Source organism: Bacillus atrophaeus (assembly GCF_001584335.1).
GTDB lineage: Bacteria > Bacillota > Bacilli > Bacillales > Bacillaceae > Bacillus > Bacillus atrophaeus.
Genome location: NZ_LSBB01000022.1, coordinates 1 through 26,933, shown reverse-complemented (window position 1 = coordinate 26,933; position 26,933 = coordinate 1). Strand labels below are relative to the sequence as shown.

The following is a 26,933-nucleotide window of genomic DNA, read 5'->3' as shown; positions in this document are numbered from 1 at the left end:
ATGTCTAAAACTATACTTCCTTTAAAAAAAGAGCTTCCTATTGAATATTTGTATTCAGCTGTCTGTCTTAATGACATTTATGAGCGTTTGTTTGGCTTTAAAAAAGATGTTATTTATGAGTTTTTTAGAAAAGGAGACGGGGACGACTTCGACAATCAATATTATGTAAAAGCGTATGGCACAGATATTTATCAAGAAATCGACTTTAGACTTGTATGTTTTGCCTATACTACCAAGAAGAGAGATCCAGAAGATGAACTTGATCTGTATCAAAAATCATTTTCAAACGATAATGAAAGGTCACGATCTTACTTTAAGGTTCTTGGACATACTGAGGATAGTATCGAGATAACTAAATACAAAAAATTTTTAGGCTTGTTTAAGTACATAGAATACAACTACTTCAGACCGAGAGTTAAAAAGGGAAGTGTAAGTTCTGATGAATACTCCCTGTTAAATAGAGACATTAAAGCTAAAGTATGTGCCCCCATTGAGTTACTAAAAAAACAGAACAAAGATATAATCTTGGAGTTCTCGGAATCTATTTGTTATGCACTAGCCACTTTAGAAAACTTTTGTAAGATTCCTGATGTTGTGGACTTAAAAGATGAAATTGATAAAGTAAATGAATTGCTTAAAGGATATTATTCATTTGCCTTGTCCGCCAATGAGTCATTTAAAGATAAGAATACTAAAGAAATGAAAGAATTCCTCGAAAAACACCACTCATTAATGAATTCACTTAATGAGAACATTAAAAATCTAACTGACGGGAGAACAATGAAATGAAAACTTGCCCATACTGCGGTAGCCCCGTAGCAAAAGAAAACGAGGCTAACTATTATGAATGTGATTTCTGCATCATCAAAATAAAAGATGCCGAAGAAAACGGCAGCCGTAAAACCGTCAGTTTCCGCGAAACTGCCGATGAAGAGGATCTGTTTAAGACAACTCCTGAATTAATGACTTTTCACACGTTTGAGTTACTTTGCTTGTTGAAACTTATCAGGCAAAAACGCTCTACAAAATATAACGAACTCTATAGAAAGGCAAAAGCAGATGAAATAACCGGTAACACTGCTTCTGAGGAATCTAGGGTAGATTATCAATTCTTCACAAAGAAAATGAATGTCGTTGAAAATCTCTTGCTGCAAAGGCTTGGATATATTCCCGATAGTCTATATGATTCTTTTCTTACAAAGTACCTGGACAAGATAAAAAACGGCAAAAAGACCAATCAAAAAATGAAGGTATACTCTAAATAACAGGAGGCGTTTTTTTTGGAAATACCCACAATAAAAATATCACCCGATGCCTCAAGAAAATTACTTACTGATGCTATTAATGAGTTCATCCGCATTGAAAAATCAGTTACAGGGCTAGCCTACCAACAAAAATCAAATTTTATCAGAGGGCAAATATCCTTAATAACGGCTTTTATCGGAGAAGAATGGAGCTTTAAAGAAACAGGTCAGAGCTATTTTGAGTTTCTGAAGTACCTAGTTAATAAATATCGCTTAGACGGTGTGTGGAAAATTAATGACCTGTAGGAGTAACAATTCTGTTTACACATTACTTTGCTATATGTATCATTGACATATGATCAATCTTTGTGCTTGAGGATTGATTGCTACCGGCCCCGGAATTAGACCCTCCGGGGTATTTTATTTTTTATTATGGGACTGTAGAGCTTAACATAATTGAAACCCATTAAGTACCAGGTTCAAATGACTTTAAAGATCACCGCCCTTCACTTATTATTTCAAAAGGGAGGTGATTTTTTGTTTATATCCCCTATGCTACTCGAATCCACAAAAGAACCATTCGATGATGATTCTTACATCAGTGAGCTTAAATTTGATGGTATACGGATTGTACTATCAAAATTCAATAATCAAATAAGGCTTTATACGCGTCACAACAATGAAGTTAGCAGCAAGTTTCCTGAGTTATTGAATTTAGATGTTCCTGACGGTACGGTGTTAGATGGTGAAATAATTGTAACTGGTGCTGACGGATCTCCTGACTTTGAAGCAGTCATGGAACGATTTATGTCCAATAAATCCCCACATAAGATTGTATATTGCATTTTTGATGTCATTTATTCAAACGGCCAATCCATCGCATCAAAACCACTGACACAACGCAAAGAAGTGCTTAAAGGTCTTGAAATAAACCATCCGAATGCTTTTGTACTTGAAGGGATAAGAGGAAATGGTGTCTCCTATTTCAATATGGTTAAAGAAAAAGGATTAGAGGGCATCGTCCTGAAAAAAGCAAACTCAGTATATGAAATCGGAAAACGCTCTAAGAACTGGATTAAAGTCATTAATTATGACTTTACTGAAGTGCTGATAACCGGTTATACACGTAAAGATATAAAATTTCTGCTGTCTTACCAAGATGGTACGCCCGCTGGCATGATGGAATTTATGCCAAAGTCTGAGCGACATAAGTTTCATTCAATGAAAAAATTAAAGTCTGAAACTGAAGATTTTGTTTTTGTTGAACCTATCTCGTGCAATGTGAAACATCGTTTTATGACCAAACACGGGAAACTTCGTTTACCTTCATTCGTTTCTTGGAGAGAGTAACCTCTCCATTACATAGCCACTCCCCCACTCTTTTTTAAAAGAATTCCGCGTAAAAAATCTAAAATAGCCCACTAACACTGTTACAAAGTAAATTTGTTAATGAGTAAACCTGTTACACTGTTACAATCATGGAAACCTTTGTATATCAGGGTTTAACCTCCCTCCACGCAAATTTCTCATGTCGCTAAAACCACAAATTCGGATGTCGCCGGCCTCACCTTATGAAAAATCCGAATTTGGTTCAGCTGCCGGCTGGATTCCGGATGCGGCCGGATCTTACCTTCAGCTGTTAGGGTACTGACGTCACGGTCTTTTCCTGCCTATAAACAAAAAATCGTCCTTTAATAAAAGGACGATTACTATTTTAACGATTTTCCTGATCTGATTTAATCTGATTTGACTTATTCAATAAATCATTTAAAGATCGAACATTCGAATTCATTTTAGAAATTGTTCTTCTTAGATTTTGAGAAGGAATATACTTACCATCAGCTGTAATTTTTCTAGCCCTCATGCCGGCAGAACCTTTAACTTTTCTTGCCCTTACAGCTGGGGAACGTTTAACAACAACCGAGCCAGAGCTACTGTAATTCGCAAGTTCTCTACTCATTAGTGCTCCCTCCTATCAGCAAGTTCAAAAATTCAAAATAGAGTTGGTGTTTATTCATTATAGCACATTCAACCTCTTGTGCGTATGCTTCAGCACGCTTTACATCCCAATCCTCTTCAAGCAGAAAGTGAAGGCATAGAACGAAGCTATCAACGGCCTCAGTGATATAGAATGTCTTTTTATCTTCCCTGTAAGTAATTAATCGTTCACCCTGATTGAAGGCATCAACAACATGAATTCCTTCTTCGTATAATGCAAATACTTCCGGGGCTGTTATATCTCCTGCTTTTCCGACCAACCTTAATGTTTCTCCATCCTGAGAATATAACGAAGCAGCATAACACGAATTGATATGATTAACGACTACTGGGTTTGTATCTTTAGCCTGGATGATGTCGTAACTATGGTTAAGAAATTCAATTCCTTGTTTTAAAAAGTTTGACCAATCTTGTTGCTCTTTATTCAATATTAAATTTCTTTGATGGAGCATAGTAAGGGTGTGTTCGGCATATTCTACTAAATATGACTGCTGCTCTTCAATTTCAGTTAACTCGTCTAACCTTGGAATAAAGTCAACAACCGTCTTTAAAGAATTACTGATCATTTGGGAAATTTGCTTAGCCTCTTTTTCAGATTGTGCAAAATCATACTCATACAACCAGTACCTTTTTTTATATATGTCATACAAGAATGCCCAAACAAATGGATCTGCTGCTTGTAGATGTCTTTTGGCCAATCCTTCCTGACTGGAAATCCAGCTTTCAAATGGATCAAAGGGTGAATCAGGTGGCCTATGGTTCTCTTCAATGTATTGGTTATATAATGAGTCAAAATCCTTCCTTAAATCAAAGAACCTCTTTTTGATATCCGGATTTACGAAAACCAAAATGTGCTTCTTCTTTTTCCAAGCTTCTTGGAATTCCAAGTATGTAGGTGTTACATTCCCCCATCTTAATTCCGGTTCTTCACCTGATTTTGCATTTATAAGCAATATGACAATGTCGCTTTTCTCAACTACTTCGATGCAATGCTTCATTGTATCCGGCTTCCATGTCCCAAAATCTTCTTCTTCAAAGATGGGTACCTCATGGCCACATTCCTCTAAGTGTTTTTTGATGATTTTTCTCGGTGTCTTTAAGGACTCTTCGTATGCTGAACTTATAAATATTCTTGTTTTATCAATAACCAGCGTGCTCTCCCCCTCTCACTTCCATATAAAAATTATACCTTTTGATTGCTCTATAGGAAATCAATCAACAAAAAAAGTCATCAGGATTACCCTGATAACTTTTTTCTAATTCGATTTCAAATTCATTCCTCTTCACGTACACTAGAATTATTCCTTTTATGCCGAAAAAACAACTTGATAAAGACTCCCAAGATTCCAAAAAACAATATTATATAAAAGTGAATACGGAATGTTTTCATAACCGTGAGTATTTGATTTTGTTCATCTTGATCAACAAAGCCAAATACTGTAGATAACCATGAATGAAGTGCATCGCCAAATCCTCCTGTACTAAATGCCATTATTAGAAATATTGCTCCTATCGAGATAAACACACGTTCAAATTTTTTAAACAGGCTTAACAAACAGAAAATACAGGACAATACTGCAAATATATTAAACAAAATCTCATTCATATTATTTTACATCCCTTCTTTAGATTGACTATCCACTGAAACATAACGAGTCAATAAGAGAGAGACTATACTTTATTTAACTTCACAATTGAGTTGTTCCCCACAGCATTCTTTTGTGCAGCACGTTGCTCTTTTATGAACTGTTTTTCAAATTCAATAATTTCCTGAGCATGTTTAACATTGACTTTAAATAATTTGTTTTTCTCTCTACGATAAGGTTTAATTGTGTTTTCAGCTTCTCTTCTAATTGACACGATGATATTCGTTACTTCATCACGAAGATCTTTAATCTCTTTTATATGGGGATCATCATAATCACCATAGATTAGAGATAACAGTTGATCAAATATAATTTTCAACGAGTCATCGTAGCGTATAAGCTGAATGTATACTTTGAAATAAGCTTGTGGAAAATTCCTTACCAACAAATCATTCTTATTAGAACGATCAAAGCGTGGACTCTCTAAACTAAGAACATTCAACAGATCTTCAAGATTATCCACCAATGTCTTAAAACTTACATCCTTGTTTGGACGGTATATGATAGCATCTATTTTATGTCTTAAATTTTTTTGTATCTTCAAATAATCTCTAATTGACTTTTTACTCGCATTGAACTTTTTAGAAAGCTCTGAGATCTCCATTAAACCATCAAAAATTGCTCCCCCCACTGAATACCATACTAAAGGGAAAAGTATCAATATTAGCACTAATAAATATTCCATGCTATCTCCTTTCTATGCACAAGCCAATTGAACGATCTTAAAAATAAGAAGCATTCCTGCGACCACAAGTGCAACACTTATTAATCCCGCAAATAATCTAAATAGGGCATACACACCAACAATACAAACGAAAATCAGTAAAGCGCCGAAGACCAATTTCACCAACAGAAGGAATAAAATATGCCTGAATAAAACCATTAGCGTAATCACCAGCGCAATGGCCAACATGTATTTTATTTTTTTTGACATCATGAATTCCCCCTGTTAGTTAGTCGTCAAATCATAAGTCTAATGACTTCACAGCCTGATCCTTTTGGTCCTGTGTAATTCCGATATATCTTAATGTAATTCCCGCGCTACTATGATTAAACATATCCATTAGCAGCGTAATATCCGTTCCATTCTTGTATTGATGATAACCAAAGGTTTTCCGCAATGAATGCGTCCCAATGTTTTTTAAGCCTATTGTGTCAGCTGCAGCCTTAATATTCCGCCAGGCAGTCACCCTGGTAATCGGCTTATCTTTAGATTTCTGGCCGGTGAAAAGGTAATGGTCAAGGTTCCCTTCATACCGGTGCTGAACATATTGAACGATTGCTTTTCGAACACCTTTAGTCATGGCAATTTTATTGTGTTTCCCTGTTTTGGTTTCTCTCAATTCAAAGTAATCAAGAGGCCTCATTTTTTCGTCAATAACATCTTTGAATTTCAAATGAATTAAGTCACTAATCCGAAAAGCAGTGTTTATTCCGATAATGAAATATACGGCGTCACGTTCATTCATCGAATAAAGCAGCTTCTTCATGTTGTCTATATCTTTTCTGTTTCGGATCGGTTCAACTAAATTCATACCTATTACCTCTTCTATTTATATTAGACATGTGAATTCAAAAACACAGTGCCCTTCTATTCATTATCTTCTATTGTAATAGTGCTCCTGTTAGTTGAACAGTTTTTTCAATAAACCCTAACCTATTAACATCTGTCATATATAAAATAATAAAAACCTAGTATTACGATGAAAATAAATACAACGACTCCACCTATAATATTAAGGGCAACACTATGCTGAATGCAGAATGCCATAAATTCAACTGGGAAAACCGTCGAAATTATGAACAAGGTTGCCATAATAGCACCAATAAAGATTAATACGAAAAAACCTAAATAATTTTTCTCTTCCCACATAATAACTCCTCCTATTTTCAACGGTTTCTAAATAACTTATACTTAATTAAGGGCTGATACAGCCCCTTTTACCTTAACTCTTCCGGGATTCCTGTTTGGCGACTGATTCCGGAGGGTTATTCTTTTGATATATTCGAAATTACAATATTTTCAATATCGTCATCATTTTTGAAAACAACTTTATATTCTCCTCTATCGGTTGTTGCAATGTCGAAATCCTGAAACCACTTATGACTGATTACAATATTTTTCTTGTTTACATTTAATTCTTCTGCCAGCAATTCATATTTTTTTTGTTCAATATCATCGTAATGTGTCTCTGATTCATTTAAAGCTGTCCCCAAAATCTTAAAGCAGAAAGCAAAAAACATGACTGTTAAAACGAGCATAATTAGTGTCTTAACACTTTTTTTAAATAATGCTAATTCATATTCATTTTGGGCGGAATGCCTATCATTCTTTAAATTTTTCATTGTCATCACCTCAATTCCGATAGCACTCTAGGGCTAATGCTTTTACGCAAGGTAGCATTAATCAGTCTTAAAAAGGAAGATCATCGTCACTTACATCAATAGGCTTTCCATCAGTAAATGGATCTCTTCCCGCCCCTACACCAGCAAAATTTTCTCGGTTGTTACTTTGCCCTTTAAAGCCTTGGTCATATCCAGAATTGGTTCCATTCTGGTTTTTGTTCTTGGGTTCTAAAAACTGAACGGTCTCAGCTAACACCTCAGTTACCCATACACGATTACCTTGGTTATTATCATAAGTCCGGGTCTGAAGACGACCGTCAACTCCTGCCATACTCCCTTTTTTTAAAAAATTAGCAACATTCTCAGCTGTCCTTCTCCATGCAACACAATTTATAAAATCTGCCTCACGTTCACCCGACTGATTTGTAAATGTACGATTCACAGCCAAAGTAAAAGTGACGACCGGTGTTCCTTGTGGGGTATACCGAAGATCAGGGTCCTTTGTTAATCTTCCTACTAGAACTACTCTATTCAACATTTAATCTTCCCCTCCAAATCTATAATGTTCAGATCATTTATAAACCCAGCAACCAATGATTTATCTCTTATCATGCTATTTAACTGATTGAGGAAAAGCATCATCCCATTTCTTGTTTTTTCGGTATACTCCAGGTGCAAATCATCAAATTTTATGTAGAGACACTTTCCTCTTGGAGTATCAGAAATCCCAGCAACAAACAAAAACTTTACCTTGTTAAGTTTATTCGCAATCGTGGTAGCAGCTTCTTTACGACTAACATTCACTTCCCAATACTGAATATCCATTTTTTCACCTCTCTTCCTCTTTTTGAAAATGTAACACAATATCATTATAACATATGTTGTGTTACATTTTTATACTTTATTTTAACTTTTTCAAAAAAAAAAGAGTGCTAACCCCTTGATACATAAGGGATCAGCACTCATTCAAAAATGTAACACAATAACATTGTGTTACATTTTAATAAATCTATAATAGCCTCTTCGTGGTTTTTGAACGAAAGGATTTTTCTTCATAATCGAACTCATAAAACTCGTCATGTTAACTATTTGCATATTCGTCTCTTTTTCAATCTTGCTTCTAAGTTCATCAGCAGACATACCATCAGAATAGACTTTCAAAATATTAACAGCTACATGCTTTCTTATGTCTTTTTCGGGTTTTGACTCTTGATGATTTTCTAGTGAGGCTAATTTTTTAAGATCCGGAAGGTTTTTATATTCTTCTCTATCAAGCTCTCTAAGGCGCTCAAAAATCTTGTTTCGTTGTTTTTGATACTCCTTGATCATGGCGGTTTCATCTTTATCTATTTTTTCCAGACGTTCTTGCAACGCTTGTCTTTCTGTAAGCATTTATATCTCTCCTTTATCTAAAGATATCGGCAGTCTTGAAAGAAGATCAAATTATAAAGAACTTTATACGGTGGGACAATGACCATGCTAAAATAAATAGATGGGAAGCTCTTATTGTCTTTATATGAAAGTGAGAAATGCTTCTTTAATTTGTGAAAACACTAATCTATATATTGTGTTTTTGCCATAGCTTGCTATACTTAAGATACAAAAAAAGACAACCACAATATGGTTGTCTAGTGTATATTATTCCTGTACATTTGTCGTGTATCTCAATAGCGATCTGCTGGCCCCTGAAAGGGGGTGATAAAATGTCAACTGAAGCTTACCAAGCTCTAATGGTTTTGATTGGTTTCCAATCATCATTAATTGGTTTGGGTTCCTTAATTGTCGCCTTGTTGACTTATAAAAGTAAAAAATAGACCACCCTTTGAGCCTGAGAAACTTGTAAGGGTTGGTCCATAGCGCACCATCATAGCCAGCGCTCCAATGAGGAGCCAGCATTTGTACAGACCGGAGTGTTAGCGCACTCCGGTATTTTTTTATGCAAAAACATCTGTTTTTTTTACATTGGTCATCATATAGATGACTAACGTATAAATTATATAACCAGTATATACTCAGTATATTCAGTTTGCAATGCAAACAAAAAAATGATAAAAAAAATAACAAAATTCTTCAGCTGCACCTGGTTCGCTCCCGGACCCGGCATCGATCTCTTTCTACAGCTGCCGCATCACCGGCGCCTGGCTTCCTGGGTTTCCGGAACCGGCAGCATCTTAATACAATAAGAAAAATAAAAAAGCTCCCTGAAGTAAGGGAGCTTGTCTTCAAAAAAATTACCGTTCTCTGCTGTTTCTTCGTTGTGCGCTTGGACTACTGCGCTTCAATGTAGGATTCTCTTGAATAGTCACTTGCATCTTACCCTTTCGAGGCTGCGGCTTAGATTTTTCAGCCTCTTGCTTTAATGACTGTTCTAACTCTCGGACTTCCATAAATTTATTCAGGACGCCTATTGTATCACGTTCCGTCAGCAATCCGATGTGTTTAAGAAAATCCTTCTCGTGATTCATCCATTTGAGTTCCCGTTCCTGCAAAACAACCCATGATTCCTTATCCAAACCAGCTGCTTTCCAGTCAGCAATCGGATACTTAAACTTGGAGAAATTCTTATTGTTATTATTAGATGTGATGTACCCGATCAGGACTTCAGGCTCGAAAGCACCTTCAATAGATTTCTTTGAACCTAAAACAAGGACAGGCCGCGCTTTACGACCTGTCCCATCTCTAAATTCAGTTATCGCTAAATGTATATTGCCTAGCTCTAATTTTTTTGGATCTGTTTCAGCCAATTATCTTAATTCCTGGTGAAGTTCATTATTTTCATCTAACAGGATAGTCCCGTCAGCGTTTCGTTCCGGGTAGTTCTCCGGACGATTATATTGGGGGTCAGCCAGCAGTTCTTTCATTTTCTCACGAGCTTGCTCAATTGTTTTTATTTTTTCCATACAATTGACCTCCCTTTCTCTATAATATATTATACCATTTTAGCGATACTGAAGATACCTTTTGCCCTTGTTTTCCCTTGATTAATTCAGGTAAATCGGTGTTTTATCACCCCCTAACAAGCATATTTTTCTTGCTCCTATGTTGCTTTTGAGAATGTGTTTTTTCGCGATGTTTTGAAGCAGCTCTACGGACCTTCAGCACATCATTCCAATCCTTAGAAACCTCTTCCACCGGCAGATATCCTAGATCATTATAGTTGTCGTAATAAAGTTGTACTTTCTGTTGCATTTTCACCTGATTAGTCAGATCAACCTCTTTTACATCCTGTTTTAAAACTGATCCTAGATCAGTTTTTCCATCTATAGTGTTAGCTTTTAACGCCCTGGCAGCTTCTTCTATTGCTATTGGCACCTGGATCTCATAGGGTTTTTCACTAGGCAGCTGTTTAGCACCAAAATACTTGCCAAAACCATAACCGTTCGTAATCTCATTTGTATTTCCAAGGTTCGTTTCAGCTTTATGAATAGCAGCTAGGTACTTCCAATCGACCCCATATTGACTGCCGTATGTTTGATACAGTTCTAAATATTCTTTAGGGATATGATTGTCTGCCGGGATTAAGTTATGAAATTTGACTTCCTCCCCTTTAACGGAAAACTCATATTGTCGTATTTCATCCATAAATTTGTGCCCAGCATGGTCATTATCAACTCCGAAGTATACTCCCTCTGTCGGAGCCACACCGCGGGATATCATTGTATGCTTTATCAGGTTGAAAACCGTGTTTTTCTTCACTCCGTTCATTGAAATGAGACGGCAATTCGATAATTGATCTTTATACATTGTCCAATAACTTAACAGATCAATAGGCGCCTCAAAAAAATAAAGTTTTTTAGGGACGCCTAATGAGACATTAAAGCCATAATTCCGCTGAGAATCTGATTTAATTTGTTTAAATGTCGTTCTCTTTCCGTATTTATTCATTGTAATGGTGCCCTGAAGATCGGCACCTACACGCTTGCCTGTATTCCCCCAAACAAACACACAGTTTTTCTTCTTATCCTGTCTCAGTAATCCTTTAGCAATTAGAGCATTTACTATCCCTTTATCGATGCCTCTTTCTTCAGTCAAGTAACGTTCAACTTGTTCTGTGGAGTTATCATGATCGATGTCATAAACGAATTCTTTTTGCGGCTGCTCTTTAACTTCTTTTGTATGCTTATAGTCTTTTTCAGTGAGCATTGATACAGCTTCACGGAAGCTTTTTCCGTAAAATGTGCGAACAAAATCAATTGAATTTCCGTTCTTCCCCTGGGAAAACCACTGAAAGCTGTTTTTCTCTTTATCAATCATTAAGCTATCGTGTTCAGCGCCCTGATACCATCTATCGCTCAATTTAACAAGCTCATAACCATTGGCCTCACAGAAGTCTACAATATCAACTGCAGCTGCTTGTTTTATGACATCTTCACTTACTCTAGGCATTTAAACTCCCCCTTTTATAGTCATAAAAAAAAGACCAGGATTTATCCTGATCTCACATGTGTTTTCTTTAATTTTTAATGCTGTTCACCAACATAAAAAGCCCCCAGCTTTTCAATATCATTATCGAATTCCTTATCAAGTGGCAGCCTGTTTATCATGAGATTTCTGTATTCCGGTCCGCAGCATGCTTCCCGCGCATTATATACATCTATTTGAAACACGGGCACTTGGTTAGTGCCAACTCTGAATTCGTTAAAAACATACCATTCCTCACGCGGCAGCCTTGTTTCTTTTTCTAACCACATGTATTCGGACGTTACGTTTTTGAAACCATAATACTTCTCAAGAAGGAACACTATATCTTTTCCTGCCACACAAATATCATCCCTAACAAGCTGCTCAAATCTAAAATGAATACATGCAATTATCTCTATAAGCTCTAAAAGTTCATCCTCAAATCGTGAAGGTTCAATGTCCTTTTCGATAAAAAGCAAATAATCTGGATCTCTCTCTTCATTGATATAGTGATCTAGTTTAAAAATCATTGGCTGCCTCTCCTTTAATTTCAGACTTGCCTACCGGCTCTGTTCCATTTCATACTGCATTTGTTGGTACTTACGCATGTTTTTCATGCTCTGATAATCTTTATCTAAAGCGTGCTTGATTTTATTGATATCTGATCTTTTTATGCGCCTACCCTTTGTATCCCATTGTCTATGTGATACTGAACCAGGAGCATAGGTGCCTGAGCGACTAATTTGTTTTGATTGCGACTCACGCCTGCGTATTTCAGCCATTTCCTTCAGCATGGAGTTCCCTAATTTAGTGTAGAGTTCTTTATGTTTATTTTTCCTATACTCTTTATATCTCTCTACCTGTTTTGACCCGTCTCCGTATACTGATTTTCTGAATTCCATTTCTTCTTTTAACGACTGATCTAGCTCTTTATAGTCTTCAGGATGATACTTTTGAATGTACATCGTAATTACGCTGTCTATCTCCGGCCGGATATTATTCAAGGCATTGTTATTATATTTCCACAGTCTCATGTCTTCCGGCAGATTCTCGTAGATATGGTTATACATCTTCGTCATGTATGTATCCAATCTAGGTTGAAATTTAAGGCCTTTAGGAGCAATACGGTCATGGATCAACTGCGATATTTTACTAAGTTCTTTGTCCCGATCCATGAGGGTGTTTGCAACCTTACTTTTCATTTTATCCAGGGTTTTTAATTTCCGATTCCCACGCCGAGCCTGGTAAACCTCACCTGTTTTTTTGTTCGTAAAGACGCCGTACTCTTTTGTCGGATTGGGTTCAACTAGCGCAATGTGGACATGGATATTATCAGTGTTGTAATGTATGGCTGCGGACCAAACGCCACTTTGTTCAAGCTGCTCTTCTCTTAATAAAACTTCCATTCCTTTTCGAATAGAGTTTTGAATTGCCCCTTCATTGACCCAGCCAGTTTTCGAGTTATAAATCCCGCGTTCTTCTAACCACTTGTTATCGAAACTTATGACATCTTGCCACATGACTGAATCATTTTTTTGGGCTTGTCTGAAAATCTCCTTCAGCTGATTTTTTTCTACTGGTGATAAGCTATCTTTGTGCTGGGTGAAGATCCCGCTGCTCTTTTCCGGGTTCCCCATATACTGATTGTACCCGTCTAACTTATTCACATTGTAGGTCTGAAATTTCTCCGTTCGGACTGCTTCATCACGGTTGATATAATTGACATACTTCGAAAATTTTGTTGATTTGCCCGAAACATATTTAGAGACTAATACAACGCCAGGAGAATCCATTATTTTTCACCCTTCAGCATATCTTGCTTGGCCTTCTGTTCATCTTTCCTTTGCTTAAATGCAGCTATGTCATTGCTAACTTTCTCTTTGGCCAACGATACTGATTCAGAAGTATGCTGATCAGTTAAAACTGTCACAGCTAGTGGGTTGGCCATGAGAAATGCATTCCAAAGCTCTAAGTTAATTTGTGCATTTTTATCCGTGTGTCCGGCGCGCACGCGGATAACGTCAAGCGTCTTCTTAAAACGCTGAAATATTTTCTCGACAAGTGCATCTTCGTCATTTAATCTCGCTTTCATTTCATCATGTTCAGCAAAGATCCGTTCAATTGTTTCATTCATTTTTGAGCAATTCTTCGCTTTCATTTCTTTTTCAATATAAGCAATACCATACGGTGATTCTGTCGGATCGCTAAAGGTAAGGTGCTTCTTTACTTTTGCCATATGATATAACCTCACTTTCCAATATCTTTTATCCGCATGACAGCATAAAATGATCTATGCAGCTCATTTATCTTCTCTTTAAAGACGGTCTTTAAAAAAGAAAATATCATTGCACTTTAAACACTGCGGTCAGCTCATTTGCTGTTTTAAAAAGAAACAAGGATAGCGTCCTCAATCGGTCGCTATCCTTCATTTACTCTGATGAATTCGTTAAGCACTTTGGTGTTTTGTTCGAGGGCGAACGTTACAGATTTAATGACTTCTCCTAATTCACTTCGCACGCCCTCAACTTCATCGGCAACAACGTGTTTATCAAGCAATTGCCGGAGATATTCTTGCTGAGAAAGTCCTGCCTTCCTCGCTTTATCTGCAAGCTTGTTGATTGTATCTTTTGAAAGACCTTTGATGTTGAGATCCGGCATTTGTTAACGCTCCTTTTCATCGATTTTTTGCACTTTACATGGCAACGATCTGTTCAAAAAAGTGTTTCTTTTTCCAAGGCTTTTTGCGGCAGCAAAAGCCGGCCCCCGATTCCGAAGGAAGGAGGGGGTGGAAAAGGAAAGAGCATAAGGGGAAACTGGCACCATTTACATGGTGAAACCGCAGTGCGGTTTGTTTTTTCGTGGTACCAGATTTATTGATGAATGCACATAAATAAAACGTTTATGAGCAACCAATATTTAGGTGATTTAGAGCTGAATGTACATATATCTTCAATTTATGTACAAGCAAACAACTGTACCTCACCCTAAAATTTATTCTTCGATGACGAGATTGCTCTTTCTTTTCTTTAATAATTCATTTCGTTTTTCAAGTTCATCCAGCGTTTCTTTGCTCGTTTTTATTGCCTCTTCTTTTGAAGATATTTTGCTTTCATTGGCTGAGATTTGTGATTCTGTTTCCTCTTTTTCTTTTCCAATCTGATACTCCTTATCTTCTTTTAAAGACGAGATTCGTGAGTTTAATAGTGTGATTTCAACCGCATATTCTTTCTGCTTTTTCTCTTCTTCTTTTATCAACTTTTTATTTTTTTTGATCTTTAAATCGATATATTTTGCTTCATAATAATCCTTATTTCTTTTCACAAAAACATCCATTGTTTTCGTATCTGCAGATGATGAATAGGTCTTTTTGCTCGATCCAATTGAGCTTGATTCTTCATCATTTTCATCAGTCAGCTGAACCGAAACTGCTGTCCAATCTTCCGGAATATCTTTTACAAACAACACGTAAAAATCATCACGAATCTTGATGATTTCGGGATGATATTTCTTTCTCTTATTAGATTTTTCCTTAACAACAGCATCTAATTTTGGAGGAATATCTTGTAGAGAATCTGTGATCATAAAATCAATTTCAAGCATGTGTTTGTCTGAAAAATAAGTTCGATCTGTCATTTCCACAGTCATGTTATTTATACTAACGGGGGTGTTTAGTTTTGTGTTTTCTTCTTCAATAGGCGAATCAAAAATGATCCTGCTGGACAAGAAAAACAGCAGGATTATGGCAATTACGCCGGTAGAAACTTTATATTTTGCACCGACAGTTTTAAATTTTATTTTCACTTTTTCAGTTCCCCTCCTTTACTCTGTAATACGTACAACGACCCCATTAAAATGACTTTTCCAATAGCTATTACTCATCTTTGCCACGCTAACACCGTAACTATTTTGGCAATTTAAAAACTCCCCATTTCCAAGATAGATTCCAACATGACCGTTTACTTTATAAGTATCAAAGAATACTAAATCGCCTCTTTTTATATTTGAATATTTGACTTTTTTTCCGCGTACAACAAGTGTGTCAGTTGTTGTAGAGGCTAAATTTCCAAGGGATAAACCTGCCTTGTTAAACGCATAGTGTACAAAGCTGCTACAGTCAAAGATCCCCTTTGAAATGTCACTTTGAGTTCTCCCTCCACCCATTACATAAGTGGACCTTCCTATATAAGCTGAGCCTTCTTTTATTGCTTTCTCAATAACTTTGTTTCCACCCTTTATTACCTCAACTTCTCCACCATTTTCACCGTTATTGGGCTTTAGGTATCTCATAACGTGCTCTACATAAAGTTGATCTCCATACATCCAAGTTCCGTTTGGTCGCTGTTGGCCGTTACTGTGAATCCGAGAAAAATCAGCAGCGTTTTCTTTTGTCCAACCTCCACTTTTCTTTATCGCCCAATTGATATATCCACTCCCAAAGTTGTAGCCTTGCAACGCCGTTTCTTTGACATTTTTTTTCGCTGCTTTCGCTTCTTTATATACTGAAGCAAAGTTTGCGACACCTACTTTTATTGATTCATGAGGATCTGTTATCGAGTTTGGAGGTAGCCCTTTTGATTCACTCGCTTGCATCACATCTAATGACTTTCCGCCAGACTCTTGCATAATCAGCGCTAGTATTAGATCGACTAAATCTGGTATGTCATTCGCTTTACATTCTTTCTCTACTACCGCCCTATACTGTTCAACTTCTGGCGCAATGTTTATCGCAGATTCTCCGCCGCCTCCGCCTGAATCTGAACCTGATAAGCCAGATATTATCCCTATCGCACCGACAATAACTACACATACTACAATCGTAATTAAACCGGCCCAAGAGCAGAAAAAAAACAGAAGCGCGCGCTTCTGTAATTGTTTCTTAATTAAGTATTTCACTGCTTCTTTGGCGGCAGCTGCCCCGTTATCCATTCTCTTTCAACCCTTTACCTGTCACAGCAAAATATGATACGGTCCAATTATCTTCTCTTTTATCTAAATCCAATTCAAATTCAACTTCAATAGTGCCAGTGACCTTCCTCTTTTCATCCATTAATTCAGTATTAACACTAACAATCCAATGAGGCTTTCCGTTGACTAAAGAGAAGCCCGAATAGGAAATGTTCTGTACTTTTCGATAAGCATAAGGCTGTACTTTTGTATTATTTTCTTCAGCAAGACTTAATTCCTTATAAAATTCAGGCGTCAAATATTTTTTTGACTCCTTTAAATGCTTGTCTTTATTTTTATAATCGTACGAGTAGTATGATTCTATAAAGGATTTCAGTGTTTGTTGCATTTCTTGCTTATCTTTATCATCTGCTTTTTCTTCCTTCACAATAGAACTTTTAGAGGTTGATTGCTCTAAACTATCCTCTTTAACTAAGCTTTCTTTTTGTTCATTCTTTGTTACCTTTTCTTTATTACTCCCACCCATAAAATAAAGCAGCATAGCCCCAATAAAAACAATACATATGACAATAAACAGCTTCTTTTGCCTAACAATCTTTTTTTCTGCATTTTCTTCATTTGCCGGAATCTTTTTCAACATTAAGCCCCACCTTCAAACAGTTCAAGTTCCTCTTGGGTAGCCTCTACATGCATAACTAAATTACGATCCCCAGCTATCGAAAGAATACAATCACCAGTTTCAAATTTAGGCAGCAGAGCATACTCATTGTCTGTCATTTGGTCTTCAAATAAACTCTTAATTAATTTCATTGATGTCTGATCTTGTTTGAACAGTGCTTTATACTGCGTTAACCCAAATATTTCACGAAGTTTATTTGCTGCTAAAGCCATATCCGGATCAGAAGTATTGGTATTTGGAAACATCCGTTCAATACGCTGTGTGGCCAATACCAGCCCTCCAAAGAATTTACGAGCTTCAGACATAAGAGTAACAAAAAAGTTCGCAGTAAAAGCTTTTTTCAATTCTAACAAATTGTGACACTCATCAAGTATAATAAGGAATCTCGTAATATCAAACCAATGAATTTCACCTTTATCATAAGCTTCTTTCGCTTGTCTCCCGACTTTCATCATCGTTCCCCAAATTTGACTGAGCGCATTAAATATCTGAATATCCTTTACTTCCTCACTTAGCTGAGACAGGTTCCCTATGTCATAAAAAACAATCTGTTCATTCACCATATCGGGAATAGTGGTGATACCATCAAATATCTCTCCAAATTGAGTAACAAGGTTCTTTATTGACATAGCTATGTCACCAATTCTGGACTTGAAATTCGGATCTTTTTCTGCGTGATATCTTTCTTCACAATATGCTTGAAAATCAGATAATAATGGATATTCTTCAGGAGATAACTGAGTAATATTTGGACGTGAATTTTCACCCCAGAAGTTATGTTTCTCGTAAAATCCATATACTAATTCATCAAATTGAACTAACACATTATCGTTAGCTTTAGGGGTTTGAATGCGGAAACACGTATTTAATTTTGAAACATGCTGTCTAAAAGAAGCACTTTCATCTATTACAATTTTATCTCCTGTTTTTTTAGTAACTGAAGGGAATATCTGCATTAAATTTATACGGCCATTGCTCCCATCCAAGTCAATCGTTATCCCGCCCTGATCTGCAGTTACTGCATGGAATTCACCTGATTTATCAAATCCACGGATAAAATTTCCCTTAGACGCATTATCTCTAAGTATCTTTTTTAGTAGTGTAGACTTCCCTGATCCCATGTCTCCGGAAACGAACATGTTATAATAAAGCCTTTTTGATGATTTATGAAACAAGTCCCAATAGACAGTTCCTTTAGTAAAGGTATAACCATAATAAAGACCAGTCGGATCACTAAGACTGGTTTGATCATACGCAAATCCTAATCCTATTGCTTCAGCCGGCATATCATTACCTATCCTTTTATTTGGTAAGCTGAGCTGAGTTTCATAATCAAGAAACAACGATTGCCATTCTTCCTTATTTTCATCTAGGAATACTTTACTCTTAAAACCATCACTGTCAATTTGTTTTTGGATCTCCCATACACGATTCTCTAAATCTGATTGTGTAGCACCATGCAAAAAAATTCGAATATGAATCTGTTTAATTACTTCTCCGCCTTTATTAAGGGCTATGCCAAGCTCCCTTAATGATTGGAATTCTTCGTGTGCTAAATCATATTCAGTTTGGCTAGTTGCATTATTCATTCTTGAGCGCATTTCTGTTGTAGAATGCTTTACTTTATCAGCATAATCTATATCTTTTGGTGTATAAGTATCAACCGTAACAATTGTATTATGAATACTGGTTAGTTTTTTTAACCAGTGGGGTGTAAAGTTTTCGGGATAACGATATACATGTAGACATGCAACATACCCGTCACCTGTCCTATTAAAAAACTCATCTTTAAAAGAAATACCACCCATTGGCTGGGTGGCATAAACAAAATTCAAGTCTTTCTCAATTTGATCCATATTAACTCACCGCCTAAATAAAATTGTTTATTCCATGCAAAATCCTGATCTTTTTTTCAAGGGATACTGGCTGCGGCTCCAAGAAGTGTTGGAAAGGACGTAATTCTTCAATATTCTTGGTTACTTCTTCTTCCGTTTTCCCAAAGACATAGAGATAAGTTCTACGGCTTTTATATGTCTTTTCTATAAATTTTAATTTTTCGAGTTCAGCTTTCAGTACCTTTAACCGTTCTACATTAGTTGTTCTTTCAATCTTATAGTTAAGGTATTCCTGTTGAATTTGATTGTCTTCAGGTAAATTCATATGCAATTCTTTAAGTGAACTTGAATATAGCTGCTGCAGTTTCCAATAGGTCTCCGTCACTTCATCAAAATCTTTTTTATCAAAGATATTGGTATCGTAATGTTTGACATCCAATATTTCAAAGAATCCTTGTTTAAGACCAATTTTTGTTTTCACATAACCTTCTTGTGTAACTCCACATATCGGATACACACGATTAATTCGGTCTAAACTTTTTTGCATCTTTTTGGATTTTCTACCGGTACCTGACTTGCTTTTCTGTTTAACCGATAATGCATCAAATCCCATGTTTAATCCTCCTGTCCTATCTCTGAACCAATAACAGGCTCTTGTGCTTTATATGTCCGACTATCTTTTCTAAAGACTATGAGAGTCATTTCATAAATCTTTTTATTAGGAGAATCTGGACATGGCCAAAGATAAAATGTAGTAGCAAGCACTACAAATAATACAAAAGGGACCTGAAGATACGGGTATACCAGGCCTTTCATAAAATACCCGACAGCTAAACTCCCAATGATCATAAACCCATCCACGACCGTCAACTTATTCCATTGTATTTTTGCTTGAATATTCTCTGATACTGTCAGGGTCTGTCTCATTTTTCACTCTCCCCTTTAAGTCCAGCTGTCACAGTGTTTTTCGCGATATCGTATGCAGCTCTTGAATTCCTAATTGATTTTGAATCATGTATCCGTTGTGCCAAATCAGCATATTTATTAACCAAAACATCTTTTGCTGTCATATTAGTAGTCGGCCTTCTTGTCATCTGATTTTTAAATGCTTCTGCACTTGCTTGAACATGCTTAGGCATTCCAATTGGTTTATTGCTTACTGTACTCATTACTTTAGGTGAATAGTCAAAACGGCCACTTCCCGTATTTTGTACAGGTGCTCTATAGGTTGATAAAACATTTCCTACGGCAGCGCGGTGTGTCGGCAAAATGTTATTTGCCGGTGTAGGTGCCGAATAAGATGAATTAGAGCCATTAGTAACGGAATTGACTGTCGATGCATTACTGATAGCAGGATTACTGCTTGATGTAATAGGTGTCATTGAAGCCGGCACCTGTGAAATAGGACTACTTGACATTGGGCTTCCGGAAGAATGTGAACCTATATTCTGCGGCATAGTTGCAAACAATGAATCCCATCCATTATCGGAAGTGCTATTGTTTGCTACAGAACCACCATTAATCGGTCCCTGAGATAATTGTCTACCAGGTGTAATTGGTGTGTTTCCACCGATCTGACTAGAAATTGGTCCTGCAGCTGGTCCTTGGGATGATAATGGTGTGTTTGAACTGCCTGGTGCGCTTCCACCGACTTGTCCTGGAATTGGGCTTTCTGTTGGCCCCTGAGGTGATAACGGTGTATTAGAGCTGCCTGGTGCGTTTCCGCCAACTTGCCCTGGCACCGGACTTTCTGTTGGCCCCTGAGGTGATAACGGTGTATTAGAGCTGTCTGGCGCGTTTCCGCCAACTTGCCCTGGAATTGGGCTATCACCTGTCATGTTAGACAGCGGGGTATTTCCATCTTTGTCAGTAGCAGCTCCATCAGGTTGGCCAGAATGTACTCCTTCAGATGCTGCCATGTTGGACAACGGTGTATTTCCGTCTTTGTCGGCAACAGCTCCACCAGGTTGACCAGGTTGTATTTCTTCAGATGCTGCCATATTAGACAACGGCGTATTTCCGTCTTTATCAGCAGCCATTTCAATGTTTTTACCTTGCTGAGCACCTAAACCATCACTAGCTTCATCAGGACTCGACTGTTCTTTTGATGCTTGCAATGGTGTATCTCCATCTTTTGATAGAATATTGTCTGTTCCATTCTCACTCTTGATTCCAGCTTCGTCTCCCGCGGACATGGATGATAGCGGTGTATTATGATCTTCCATTCGAGATCCATTTTCTATACCTGATCTACCCTCGCGATTTTCAGAATCTTCTGCTGCTGATGACTCAGAGCTATTTTCTTTATTCATAGAAGACAATGGAGAATCAGATTGTGATGATTTATCTTTTTCTTTCTCTTTCTGATCGTCGCCAGACATCATTGCTTCTTTTAGAGCCTCGTCTGACATAACATTAGTCGGCTTACCGGCTAAACCATGAGACAACGGCGTATTATTATCTTTTCCGGTAGCTCCACCATTACTTCCTCCACCACTTTTAGCAGCGTCCATGTTTTCTTTAAAACCATCAAGTATACCCTTTCCAGCACCCATACCAACTAATGCAGCATCAGATGATTTCTTGGCAATTTTGCCTGCCATTTTCCCCGCCTTTTTAGCTGTTGATGCGGTAAAGTCCGTAGCCATTTTTGCTGTTTTAGCACCTGCAAATAACCCAACTAAACTCCGCGAAATGCTCTTCAAACCTGCATCTATACCAAACATTTCTTCAATAAAGTTAGGTCCATCCGCTGTCAAAATAGCTGCTGCAATCAATACAACTATTTTTATCGGTGCAGATATATCAGCTTGACCCATGTAATCTGTGAAAAGGATGTAGCATTGTAACAAAAGCTCGATTGAAAATAAAACAATGAAAGTATTCTTTATCTTTTCCAAGAATTTTTTATTACGTTGTCCGTGCTCTAGATCCGTTAAAGCAGTTCCTACACTGAAAATCTTTAAGATTCCTAGTTCCATGATTAACTGAGCTGTCTTAAACATGGTCATAAACAAAACAAACGCTATGGTACCAAGTTCAAACATCATGTACCAAGGGTGCCAAGAATATCGATAATAAGCTTCATCATCTTGTATCCAAAATGACTCTAAGTCCTCCAATTTCTTTTCACCGGACGCATCGCTTACTTTTTTATCTAATATTTTTTCACCATCTTTAGTTAACGGACTAGAGTGAAAAATCCCACCCGTATCAACTGGCTCCGTTATATCTAAAAGTTTTACATCCTGGTCATTCTCAATATTATTTTTCTTCTTTAGCTTCTTGAATTCTTTCTTACTCCACTCAGCATCCTTATCAATTTTATAAACATCAACTATATTGTTTTGATATATTTTGGTGGAAACACTAAGCTTTCCGTCTTCATCAAGCATTCCTTTTCCAGCAAGTAAGAGGTCCGATGCCTGCTGCATCCCCCAAGGAAGCACAATGAAAAGAGTCAAAGCAAATAGTGAACTTGTAATAATTCTGTCATAATCAGTTTTCTTCTGAACAATAATTTTCCACCCAAGAAAGCCAAGTGCCAATGTCATTAATCCAAAAATAGCCGGCATCCACTTATCTATAAAGCCACTAATTTGTTCACTATCGAAAAAATTAAGCAAATCATAAATCTCTTCAATCCCGCCGGACAAAGCATCTACGATTGCGGCAAGGCCCATAATAACCCACCATCCGATGACTCGGAATGGTGCAGTCCAAATTGAAGTCAGGGATAGATAATCTTGAAACCTAAGCAGTATTTTCAGAATATCTGAATCATCCATAAACAACCCTCACTTACTCTATATGTTTTTTTATTTGTTCATAAATTCCCTGTTTCTCTGGTGCCCTAAAAAAGGCCCTTAATTCCTCAACTGTTTTCAGACTCTCGAAATACGCATATTCACTATCTGATAATTTCTTTTGAGCAAGAACCTTTATATACACGTAAAGATCAGGTTTAATTGCATCAGAAATAGGCGTACTCGTTTCGTACACCTCTTCAAGAGAATTCATAATAGCATCCCCCTCACTCATTTCTAAATCATCGTCATGAGATGAATCATTCATTGGTGGATCTTCGTAAAATCCATGTTCGGCAATATTCTCGACTGGAATTGACGCAAATAGTGAATCCATTCCTTCTGAAGGCTCAGTAAAACCAATCGGTTCTTCAGGCAATGGCAAGTCACTAGAAACAGGTTCATCAGGAGCTTTTTTAGCTTTTGGTTTTTTCCCTTTACCTGAATTACTTTTTCTTTTTTCCTTCACAGGTTCATTAAATTGAAATTCAATCAATAAGCTTTCCAGATCCAGTGTTTCATGCTCTCCTCTAAACCCTAAATCACCAAGAGCAATCTTATTATCAAAACGATGCATCAAATACTCGTATCTATGCAGCATATTTGTTCCGTTATCTAAAGAAGCAAAAATCGGATAAGGAACTACCCTATTTCTTTTTAAATCCTCACGTTTTTTAGTTCTTAAAACAACCCACTCACCTTTTTTCAATCTTCTTAGCTCGTCAGGAAGCATTAAAGGCCTTTCTTCTTCTCTTTCGCTATACGACTTATGAACATCCATTAAGTCACCTTGACGATCAGCTGAGATTACCGTGGTAACCCCCAACTTCTCGCTAAACTTTTCAGCATCCTCCCACTCGTCACTCATAATATAAATCTGATTGCCCAAGTTCCCCATTATTGCAGTGGCCATGTCATCACCATAGACATCGCGTAATTGAGAAACGTTTTGAATAACAAGCGTATAGAGCATACCTCGGCTTAGACCAACTGCCAGGGATCTGTTTAACCCTTCAATTGGCGGGATATTAGCGACTTCTTCAAAGAGAAACCTTACTTTCCTTGGAAGTGTACTTTCTTTGGATAATGTAGCTTTTTCGGAAAGCACAGCATTTACTTGTGATAAGAAAGTAGAAATAATAGTGTAGTTAGAATCGTCCCAATCAGGGTAGACAATGAATAACGCGACTGGTTTTTCTCCGTAAGCTAAATCCTCAATATTCAAGTCATTACGAGCTGTCATTCGGGCGATTGTATCGTAAGTATAGTTTTTAAGTTTGGCCATTGTACCTGTGTAAATACCGCTGCGTGTTATGCCTTGTGAAAATTGAATTGTCCCATACTGTAACTTAGCAGGGTGAGAAGGTGGCAAATTACCAAAGAAATGATCAAGTCGTGTATACCCATCTTCATCTGGATTACTTCCAAGTTCGTTTAACATAACTGTCAATGTATACATCGTGATGTTTTCTGGCTGTCCATTCTTAATGCACAAATCACAAACCGCGAGAATCAAGGCGTTTACCAATGCAATAGATGCATTTTCCCACATAGGATCTGCATGTGACTTATCATTATGGAACAGTGAGTAAGATAGTGTATTACAAAGCATTTGGGCTTTAGAATAGTCTTTCTTCAAATATGCTTGTTTAACTAATTCCAATGGATTATAGGCCATTCCCCAATACGGATTCAATAAGTTGAAACACATAACTTCATAACCGTACTTTTCGAATTCAGCGCGGGTATTTTTAAGCATGTCACCTTTTATATCTGTAATTACTACAGAGTCTTTTTCTTTTGCTCTCATAATGACATCTAAATATGGATAGGAATAAGTTTCAGTCTTACCGGATTGTGTTGAAGCAACCACAAGGGTATGAGTTGAGTTTGTGTCAACGTAAAGATGGTCATTAAAATGAACAATCGGCATTCCTGCACTGCCTTCATACTCATTATCACCATCTTTAACAGCCTTATAGGTTTCTTGAATCTCCTTAATCTCAGTCCATCGTGCTGTGCCTTTCGTTTGCTTATTGATATCACGAAAAGCGATTCTAAACCTATACACTTGTCTCAATATGAACATCGAAGCAAGAACGTAAACTACTACATAAACAATGCCCATACTCCAATCAAATTCAAAGAACCACTTCCAGGTCATCGAACTAAAAGGACTTGAAAGCTGTGACTGGTCAAAGTTTTTAAAAGAAGAGAGTATTACGGGAATTTGTTTTAAAAGATGTATAAAAAAATTAGCAATACACGTCACTGCCACATAACAAAACAGTGTAAAGGCAATCAAAAAATACTTATCTGCAAATACTTTTTTCCACTGTTTGAATTCTTTATGCAAAAAGATCACCTCAAAAAAAGAAGCCGTAAACACGGCTTCCTCACTTCTATTATCTTTCTAGACCTTTAACTCTTGTTGAGCCTTTCGAATTTGAGGCTTTTTTAATTTGAACTTCAACTTTTCCTTTTTCAGTCCCTATATTCTCTAGTTCCCTTTCCGTTGCCAGGTCTTTTTCATTTTTTTTCATCAGCACATCATCTTTTGATAGCTGTTCAAGATATTTAGATTTATTTTGATTATACTGCTCATAAGTTAGAGGTTCAGGCACAGTTGTAGGCCAATGTACTTGTTTAATTTTCATCCCTTTAGAAAAGTCATTAATAAAGGAGTTAGTCATATTAACAGCAGTTTCTATTTGTTTATTAAGGTTATCTGCTGCCATTGTCCTTAATAAAATAACCGGATATTCCGGATCTTTACTAAAATTAGAACGAATTTCCCCTTCCAATTCTTTGATGGCAGCATAATCTGGGGATTCATTCTTCAACATAGATTTGTTCTCGTCATGAACTAACGCTAAATGTTTTGTATACTCGTTGATGTAAAGTTTACTTTCATTCTCCAACATGCCTTCCTTGAACTGGTCTGGAAAGATTTGATGAATTGGTTTAGACTCACGATAATCGGCCACATAATTCTGATACTCGTTTTGAGCAGAAATAAATCCCATCAAACTTGTATCTTGTTCTGATCTGGGTGTGAAATCATTCCCTCGTAAAGATGAAAAGGTTTGTGAGTTAACCATTGTCCTATACAACTCATCGTACGCTTCAAGACTATTTCCAGGAGTCAAGTTTTCTCTTTGTTCTTTGAAGTAGCTTCCTAAAGCAGTTTCAATTCGTTCCCCAAATACATTAATATTTATTTGAGAATCCCTTCCAGATAGAATTTCAAATTTAGAGAACTTGCTTCTGAAATCGCTACTTCTTACTTGGTTCTCACAGTAGTTATAAAGCTTTACCTTTTCGGACAATTGATTAATTTTTTTTCTGTTAAAGACTCTGTTCAAGAAGGTATTGGCTTGATTAAATTCATTTAAAGCTCTTTTTTTACCTTCGCTGAGAGCCGATCCAAGAGCATTTAGATAAGGTGACGCCTTCTTTTCCATATCAACATTATATCGATCAACGTTATTGGCCAATGCATACTCCTTTCTACTTCACAATGTTAAAGCTTTTTGTAAGAGGCTATTAGGTTGCTGACCTTATTTCCAATGTCAATTACCCAGCCGGGAACTGTTAGCGGGCTATTTCCTGATTCAACGTTGAAATAAACCTGTACGCCGATAATAAGAAGAATGGCAAACAAAATGAGCTTGGAGGACCCAAGCCCAGGTGCTGCCATTCGTTTTCTACGTTTGGCCAAAGCTTTCTTATGTTTGTCTTCCTTTTTCTTTTCAGCATCCATCTCTCTTTGCTTCTTTTTCTTTTCTTTGGCCAACTTTTTATCTAATTCAAGTTTTTCTTGCTTAATTTCTTCAATCAATTCAAACTTGGCCATCAAAATTTGCTTTTCAAAGTCAGGTATAGCAGCTGATTCTTGTGCCACTAAAGGTATATGTGTTTCACGTTTATTTTTACGATCAGGTACATGCTGTTTCAGCTTTTTAAGAAGAACTATTCCTTTACTGAATCCATTAAATAAATATGTTTTTACAGCGGCAGCTGGTTTTCCTTTTTTGTTTTCCTCGACAATCCCTTCAGCCTGGCGGGCACGT

General features: G+C 37.0%; 32 protein-coding genes. 4 read left to right on the top strand and 28 right to left on the bottom strand.

Annotated elements, in window-relative coordinates; all coding sequences use genetic code 11:
• The 4 genes from AXI57_RS19135 (at position 1) to AXI57_RS19120 (ending at position 2,594) form a co-directional block, all read left to right on the top strand.
• Positions 1 to 789 carry a hypothetical protein gene (locus AXI57_RS19135; RefSeq protein WP_061670970.1) on the top strand — a complete coding sequence of 263 codons (789 nt, stop codon included), beginning with the start codon at positions 1 to 3 and terminating at the stop codon, positions 787 to 789.
• On the top strand, positions 786 to 1,265 hold the full coding sequence (locus AXI57_RS19130) for a hypothetical protein (RefSeq protein WP_061670969.1): 480 nt from the start codon (positions 786 to 788) through the stop codon (positions 1,263 to 1,265). The genes AXI57_RS19135 and AXI57_RS19130 overlap by 4 nt, the downstream gene beginning before the upstream one ends.
• Positions 1,266 to 1,280: 15 nt before the next feature.
• On the top strand, positions 1,281 to 1,550 hold the full coding sequence (locus tag AXI57_RS19125; protein ID WP_061670968.1) for a hypothetical protein: 270 nt from the start codon (positions 1,281 to 1,283) through the stop codon (positions 1,548 to 1,550).
• A 231-nt stretch (positions 1,551 to 1,781) separates the two neighbouring features.
• Positions 1,782 to 2,594: an ATP-dependent DNA ligase gene (locus AXI57_RS19120; protein WP_061670967.1), complete on the top strand. Its 813-nt coding sequence runs from the start codon at positions 1,782 to 1,784 to the stop codon at positions 2,592 to 2,594.
• A 364-nt stretch (positions 2,595 to 2,958) separates the two neighbouring features.
• On the opposite strand, the gene AXI57_RS19115 is transcribed toward AXI57_RS19120, so the two are convergent.
• The 28 genes from AXI57_RS19115 to AXI57_RS21640 form a co-directional block, all read right to left on the bottom strand.
• The gene (locus AXI57_RS19115; RefSeq protein ID WP_061670966.1) at positions 2,959 to 3,204 is read right to left on the bottom strand and encodes a hypothetical protein; all 246 of its coding nucleotides are present in this window, start codon (positions 3,202 to 3,204) and stop codon (positions 2,959 to 2,961) included.
• Positions 3,197 to 4,366 (bottom strand): DUF4062 domain-containing protein, encoded by a 1,170-nt coding sequence (locus AXI57_RS19110; protein WP_255265383.1) that lies wholly within the window; start codon positions 4,364 to 4,366, stop codon positions 3,197 to 3,199. Before AXI57_RS19110 ends, AXI57_RS19115 begins: the two co-directional genes overlap by 8 nt.
• 149 nt (positions 4,367 to 4,515) lie before the next feature.
• Positions 4,516 to 4,848, bottom strand: coding sequence for a hypothetical protein (locus AXI57_RS19105; RefSeq protein WP_061670964.1), 333 nt, complete (start codon positions 4,846 to 4,848; stop codon positions 4,516 to 4,518).
• Positions 4,849 to 4,913: 65 nt separating this feature from the next.
• A complete protein-coding gene (locus tag AXI57_RS19100) occupies positions 4,914 to 5,573 on the bottom strand; it encodes a hypothetical protein (protein WP_061670963.1) in 660 nt (219 codons plus the stop codon).
• A 12-nt stretch (positions 5,574 to 5,585) separates the two neighbouring features.
• The gene (locus AXI57_RS19095) at positions 5,586 to 5,822 is read right to left on the bottom strand and encodes a hypothetical protein (protein WP_061670962.1); all 237 of its coding nucleotides are present in this window, start codon (positions 5,820 to 5,822) and stop codon (positions 5,586 to 5,588) included.
• A 31-nt stretch (positions 5,823 to 5,853) separates the two neighbouring features.
• Positions 5,854 to 6,423 carry a site-specific integrase gene (locus AXI57_RS19090; protein ID WP_061670961.1) on the bottom strand — a complete coding sequence of 190 codons (570 nt, stop codon included), beginning with the start codon at positions 6,421 to 6,423 and terminating at the stop codon, positions 5,854 to 5,856.
• Between the two features lie 125 nt (positions 6,424 to 6,548).
• Positions 6,549 to 6,761, bottom strand: coding sequence for a hypothetical protein (locus AXI57_RS19085; protein WP_061670960.1), 213 nt, complete (start codon positions 6,759 to 6,761; stop codon positions 6,549 to 6,551).
• Positions 6,762 to 6,877: 116 nt separating this feature from the next.
• Positions 6,878 to 7,234 carry a hypothetical protein gene (locus tag AXI57_RS19080; protein ID WP_061670959.1) on the bottom strand — a complete coding sequence of 119 codons (357 nt, stop codon included), beginning with the start codon at positions 7,232 to 7,234 and terminating at the stop codon, positions 6,878 to 6,880.
• A 67-nt stretch (positions 7,235 to 7,301) separates the two neighbouring features.
• On the bottom strand, positions 7,302 to 7,772 hold the full coding sequence (ssb, locus tag AXI57_RS19075) for a single-stranded DNA-binding protein (RefSeq protein ID WP_061670958.1): 471 nt from the start codon (positions 7,770 to 7,772) through the stop codon (positions 7,302 to 7,304).
• A complete protein-coding gene (locus AXI57_RS19070; protein ID WP_061670957.1) occupies positions 7,766 to 8,059 on the bottom strand; it encodes a hypothetical protein in 294 nt (97 codons plus the stop codon). The genes ssb and AXI57_RS19070 overlap by 7 nt, the downstream gene beginning before the upstream one ends.
• A gap of 168 nt (positions 8,060 to 8,227) precedes the next feature.
• Complete coding sequence (locus AXI57_RS19065) at positions 8,228 to 8,626, bottom strand: Rok-like winged helix domain-containing protein (protein WP_061670956.1); 399 nt, start codon at positions 8,624 to 8,626, stop codon at positions 8,228 to 8,230.
• Between the two features lie 839 nt (positions 8,627 to 9,465).
• The gene (locus tag AXI57_RS19060; RefSeq protein ID WP_013603225.1) at positions 9,466 to 9,978 is read right to left on the bottom strand and encodes a type II toxin-antitoxin system PemK/MazF family toxin; all 513 of its coding nucleotides are present in this window, start codon (positions 9,976 to 9,978) and stop codon (positions 9,466 to 9,468) included.
• Entirely contained in the window at positions 9,979 to 10,134 is a 156-nt protein-coding gene (locus tag AXI57_RS21815; protein WP_013603224.1) for a hypothetical protein, read from the bottom strand.
• Positions 10,135 to 10,240: 106 nt separating this feature from the next.
• Positions 10,241 to 11,620 carry a DUF3991 and TOPRIM domain-containing protein gene (locus tag AXI57_RS19055; protein WP_061670955.1) on the bottom strand — a complete coding sequence of 460 codons (1,380 nt, stop codon included), beginning with the start codon at positions 11,618 to 11,620 and terminating at the stop codon, positions 10,241 to 10,243.
• A 74-nt stretch (positions 11,621 to 11,694) separates the two neighbouring features.
• Complete coding sequence (locus AXI57_RS19050; RefSeq protein WP_061670954.1) at positions 11,695 to 12,165, bottom strand: hypothetical protein; 471 nt, start codon at positions 12,163 to 12,165, stop codon at positions 11,695 to 11,697.
• 30 nt (positions 12,166 to 12,195) lie between these two features.
• Positions 12,196 to 13,428 (bottom strand): MobP2 family relaxase, encoded by a 1,233-nt coding sequence (mobP2, locus tag AXI57_RS19045; RefSeq protein ID WP_061670953.1) that lies wholly within the window; start codon positions 13,426 to 13,428, stop codon positions 12,196 to 12,198.
• Positions 13,428 to 13,871 carry a hypothetical protein gene (locus tag AXI57_RS19040; RefSeq protein ID WP_061670952.1) on the bottom strand — a complete coding sequence of 148 codons (444 nt, stop codon included), beginning with the start codon at positions 13,869 to 13,871 and terminating at the stop codon, positions 13,428 to 13,430. Before AXI57_RS19040 ends, mobP2 begins: the two co-directional genes overlap by 1 nt.
• A 182-nt stretch (positions 13,872 to 14,053) precedes the next feature.
• Positions 14,054 to 14,293, bottom strand: coding sequence for a hypothetical protein (locus AXI57_RS19035; protein ID WP_061670951.1), 240 nt, complete (start codon positions 14,291 to 14,293; stop codon positions 14,054 to 14,056).
• Between the two features lie 333 nt (positions 14,294 to 14,626).
• The gene (locus AXI57_RS19025; protein WP_061670949.1) at positions 14,627 to 15,436 is read right to left on the bottom strand and encodes a hypothetical protein; all 810 of its coding nucleotides are present in this window, start codon (positions 15,434 to 15,436) and stop codon (positions 14,627 to 14,629) included.
• An 18-nt stretch (positions 15,437 to 15,454) separates the two neighbouring features.
• Positions 15,455 to 16,561, bottom strand: coding sequence for a bifunctional lytic transglycosylase/C40 family peptidase (locus AXI57_RS22325; RefSeq protein WP_081112798.1), 1,107 nt, complete (start codon positions 16,559 to 16,561; stop codon positions 15,455 to 15,457).
• A complete protein-coding gene (locus AXI57_RS19015; protein ID WP_061670948.1) occupies positions 16,554 to 17,180 on the bottom strand; it encodes a hypothetical protein in 627 nt (208 codons plus the stop codon). The genes AXI57_RS22325 and AXI57_RS19015 overlap by 8 nt, the downstream gene beginning before the upstream one ends.
• On the bottom strand, positions 17,180 to 19,075 hold the full coding sequence (locus tag AXI57_RS19010) for a VirB4 family type IV secretion system protein (protein ID WP_061670947.1): 1,896 nt from the start codon (positions 19,073 to 19,075) through the stop codon (positions 17,180 to 17,182). The genes AXI57_RS19015 and AXI57_RS19010 overlap by 1 nt, the downstream gene beginning before the upstream one ends.
• A 13-nt stretch (positions 19,076 to 19,088) precedes the next feature.
• Complete coding sequence (locus tag AXI57_RS19005) at positions 19,089 to 19,667, bottom strand: hypothetical protein (protein ID WP_061670946.1); 579 nt, start codon at positions 19,665 to 19,667, stop codon at positions 19,089 to 19,091.
• 2 nt (positions 19,668 to 19,669) lie between these two features.
• A complete protein-coding gene (locus AXI57_RS19000; RefSeq protein ID WP_061670945.1) occupies positions 19,670 to 19,981 on the bottom strand; it encodes a DUF5592 family protein in 312 nt (103 codons plus the stop codon).
• Positions 19,978 to 22,842 (bottom strand): pLS20_p028 family conjugation system transmembrane protein, encoded by a 2,865-nt coding sequence (locus AXI57_RS18995; RefSeq protein WP_061670944.1) that lies wholly within the window; start codon positions 22,840 to 22,842, stop codon positions 19,978 to 19,980. The genes AXI57_RS19000 and AXI57_RS18995 overlap by 4 nt, the downstream gene beginning before the upstream one ends.
• 13 nt (positions 22,843 to 22,855) lie before the next feature.
• A complete protein-coding gene (locus tag AXI57_RS18990; RefSeq protein WP_061670943.1) occupies positions 22,856 to 25,216 on the bottom strand; it encodes a VirD4-like conjugal transfer protein, CD1115 family in 2,361 nt (786 codons plus the stop codon).
• 49 nt (positions 25,217 to 25,265) lie between these two features.
• Positions 25,266 to 26,357 carry a hypothetical protein gene (locus AXI57_RS18985; RefSeq protein WP_061670942.1) on the bottom strand — a complete coding sequence of 364 codons (1,092 nt, stop codon included), beginning with the start codon at positions 26,355 to 26,357 and terminating at the stop codon, positions 25,266 to 25,268.
• Positions 26,358 to 26,383: 26 nt separating this feature from the next.
• On the bottom strand, positions 26,384 to 26,933 hold a 550-nt coding region (locus AXI57_RS21640; RefSeq protein WP_162267652.1), incomplete at its 5' end, for a hypothetical protein.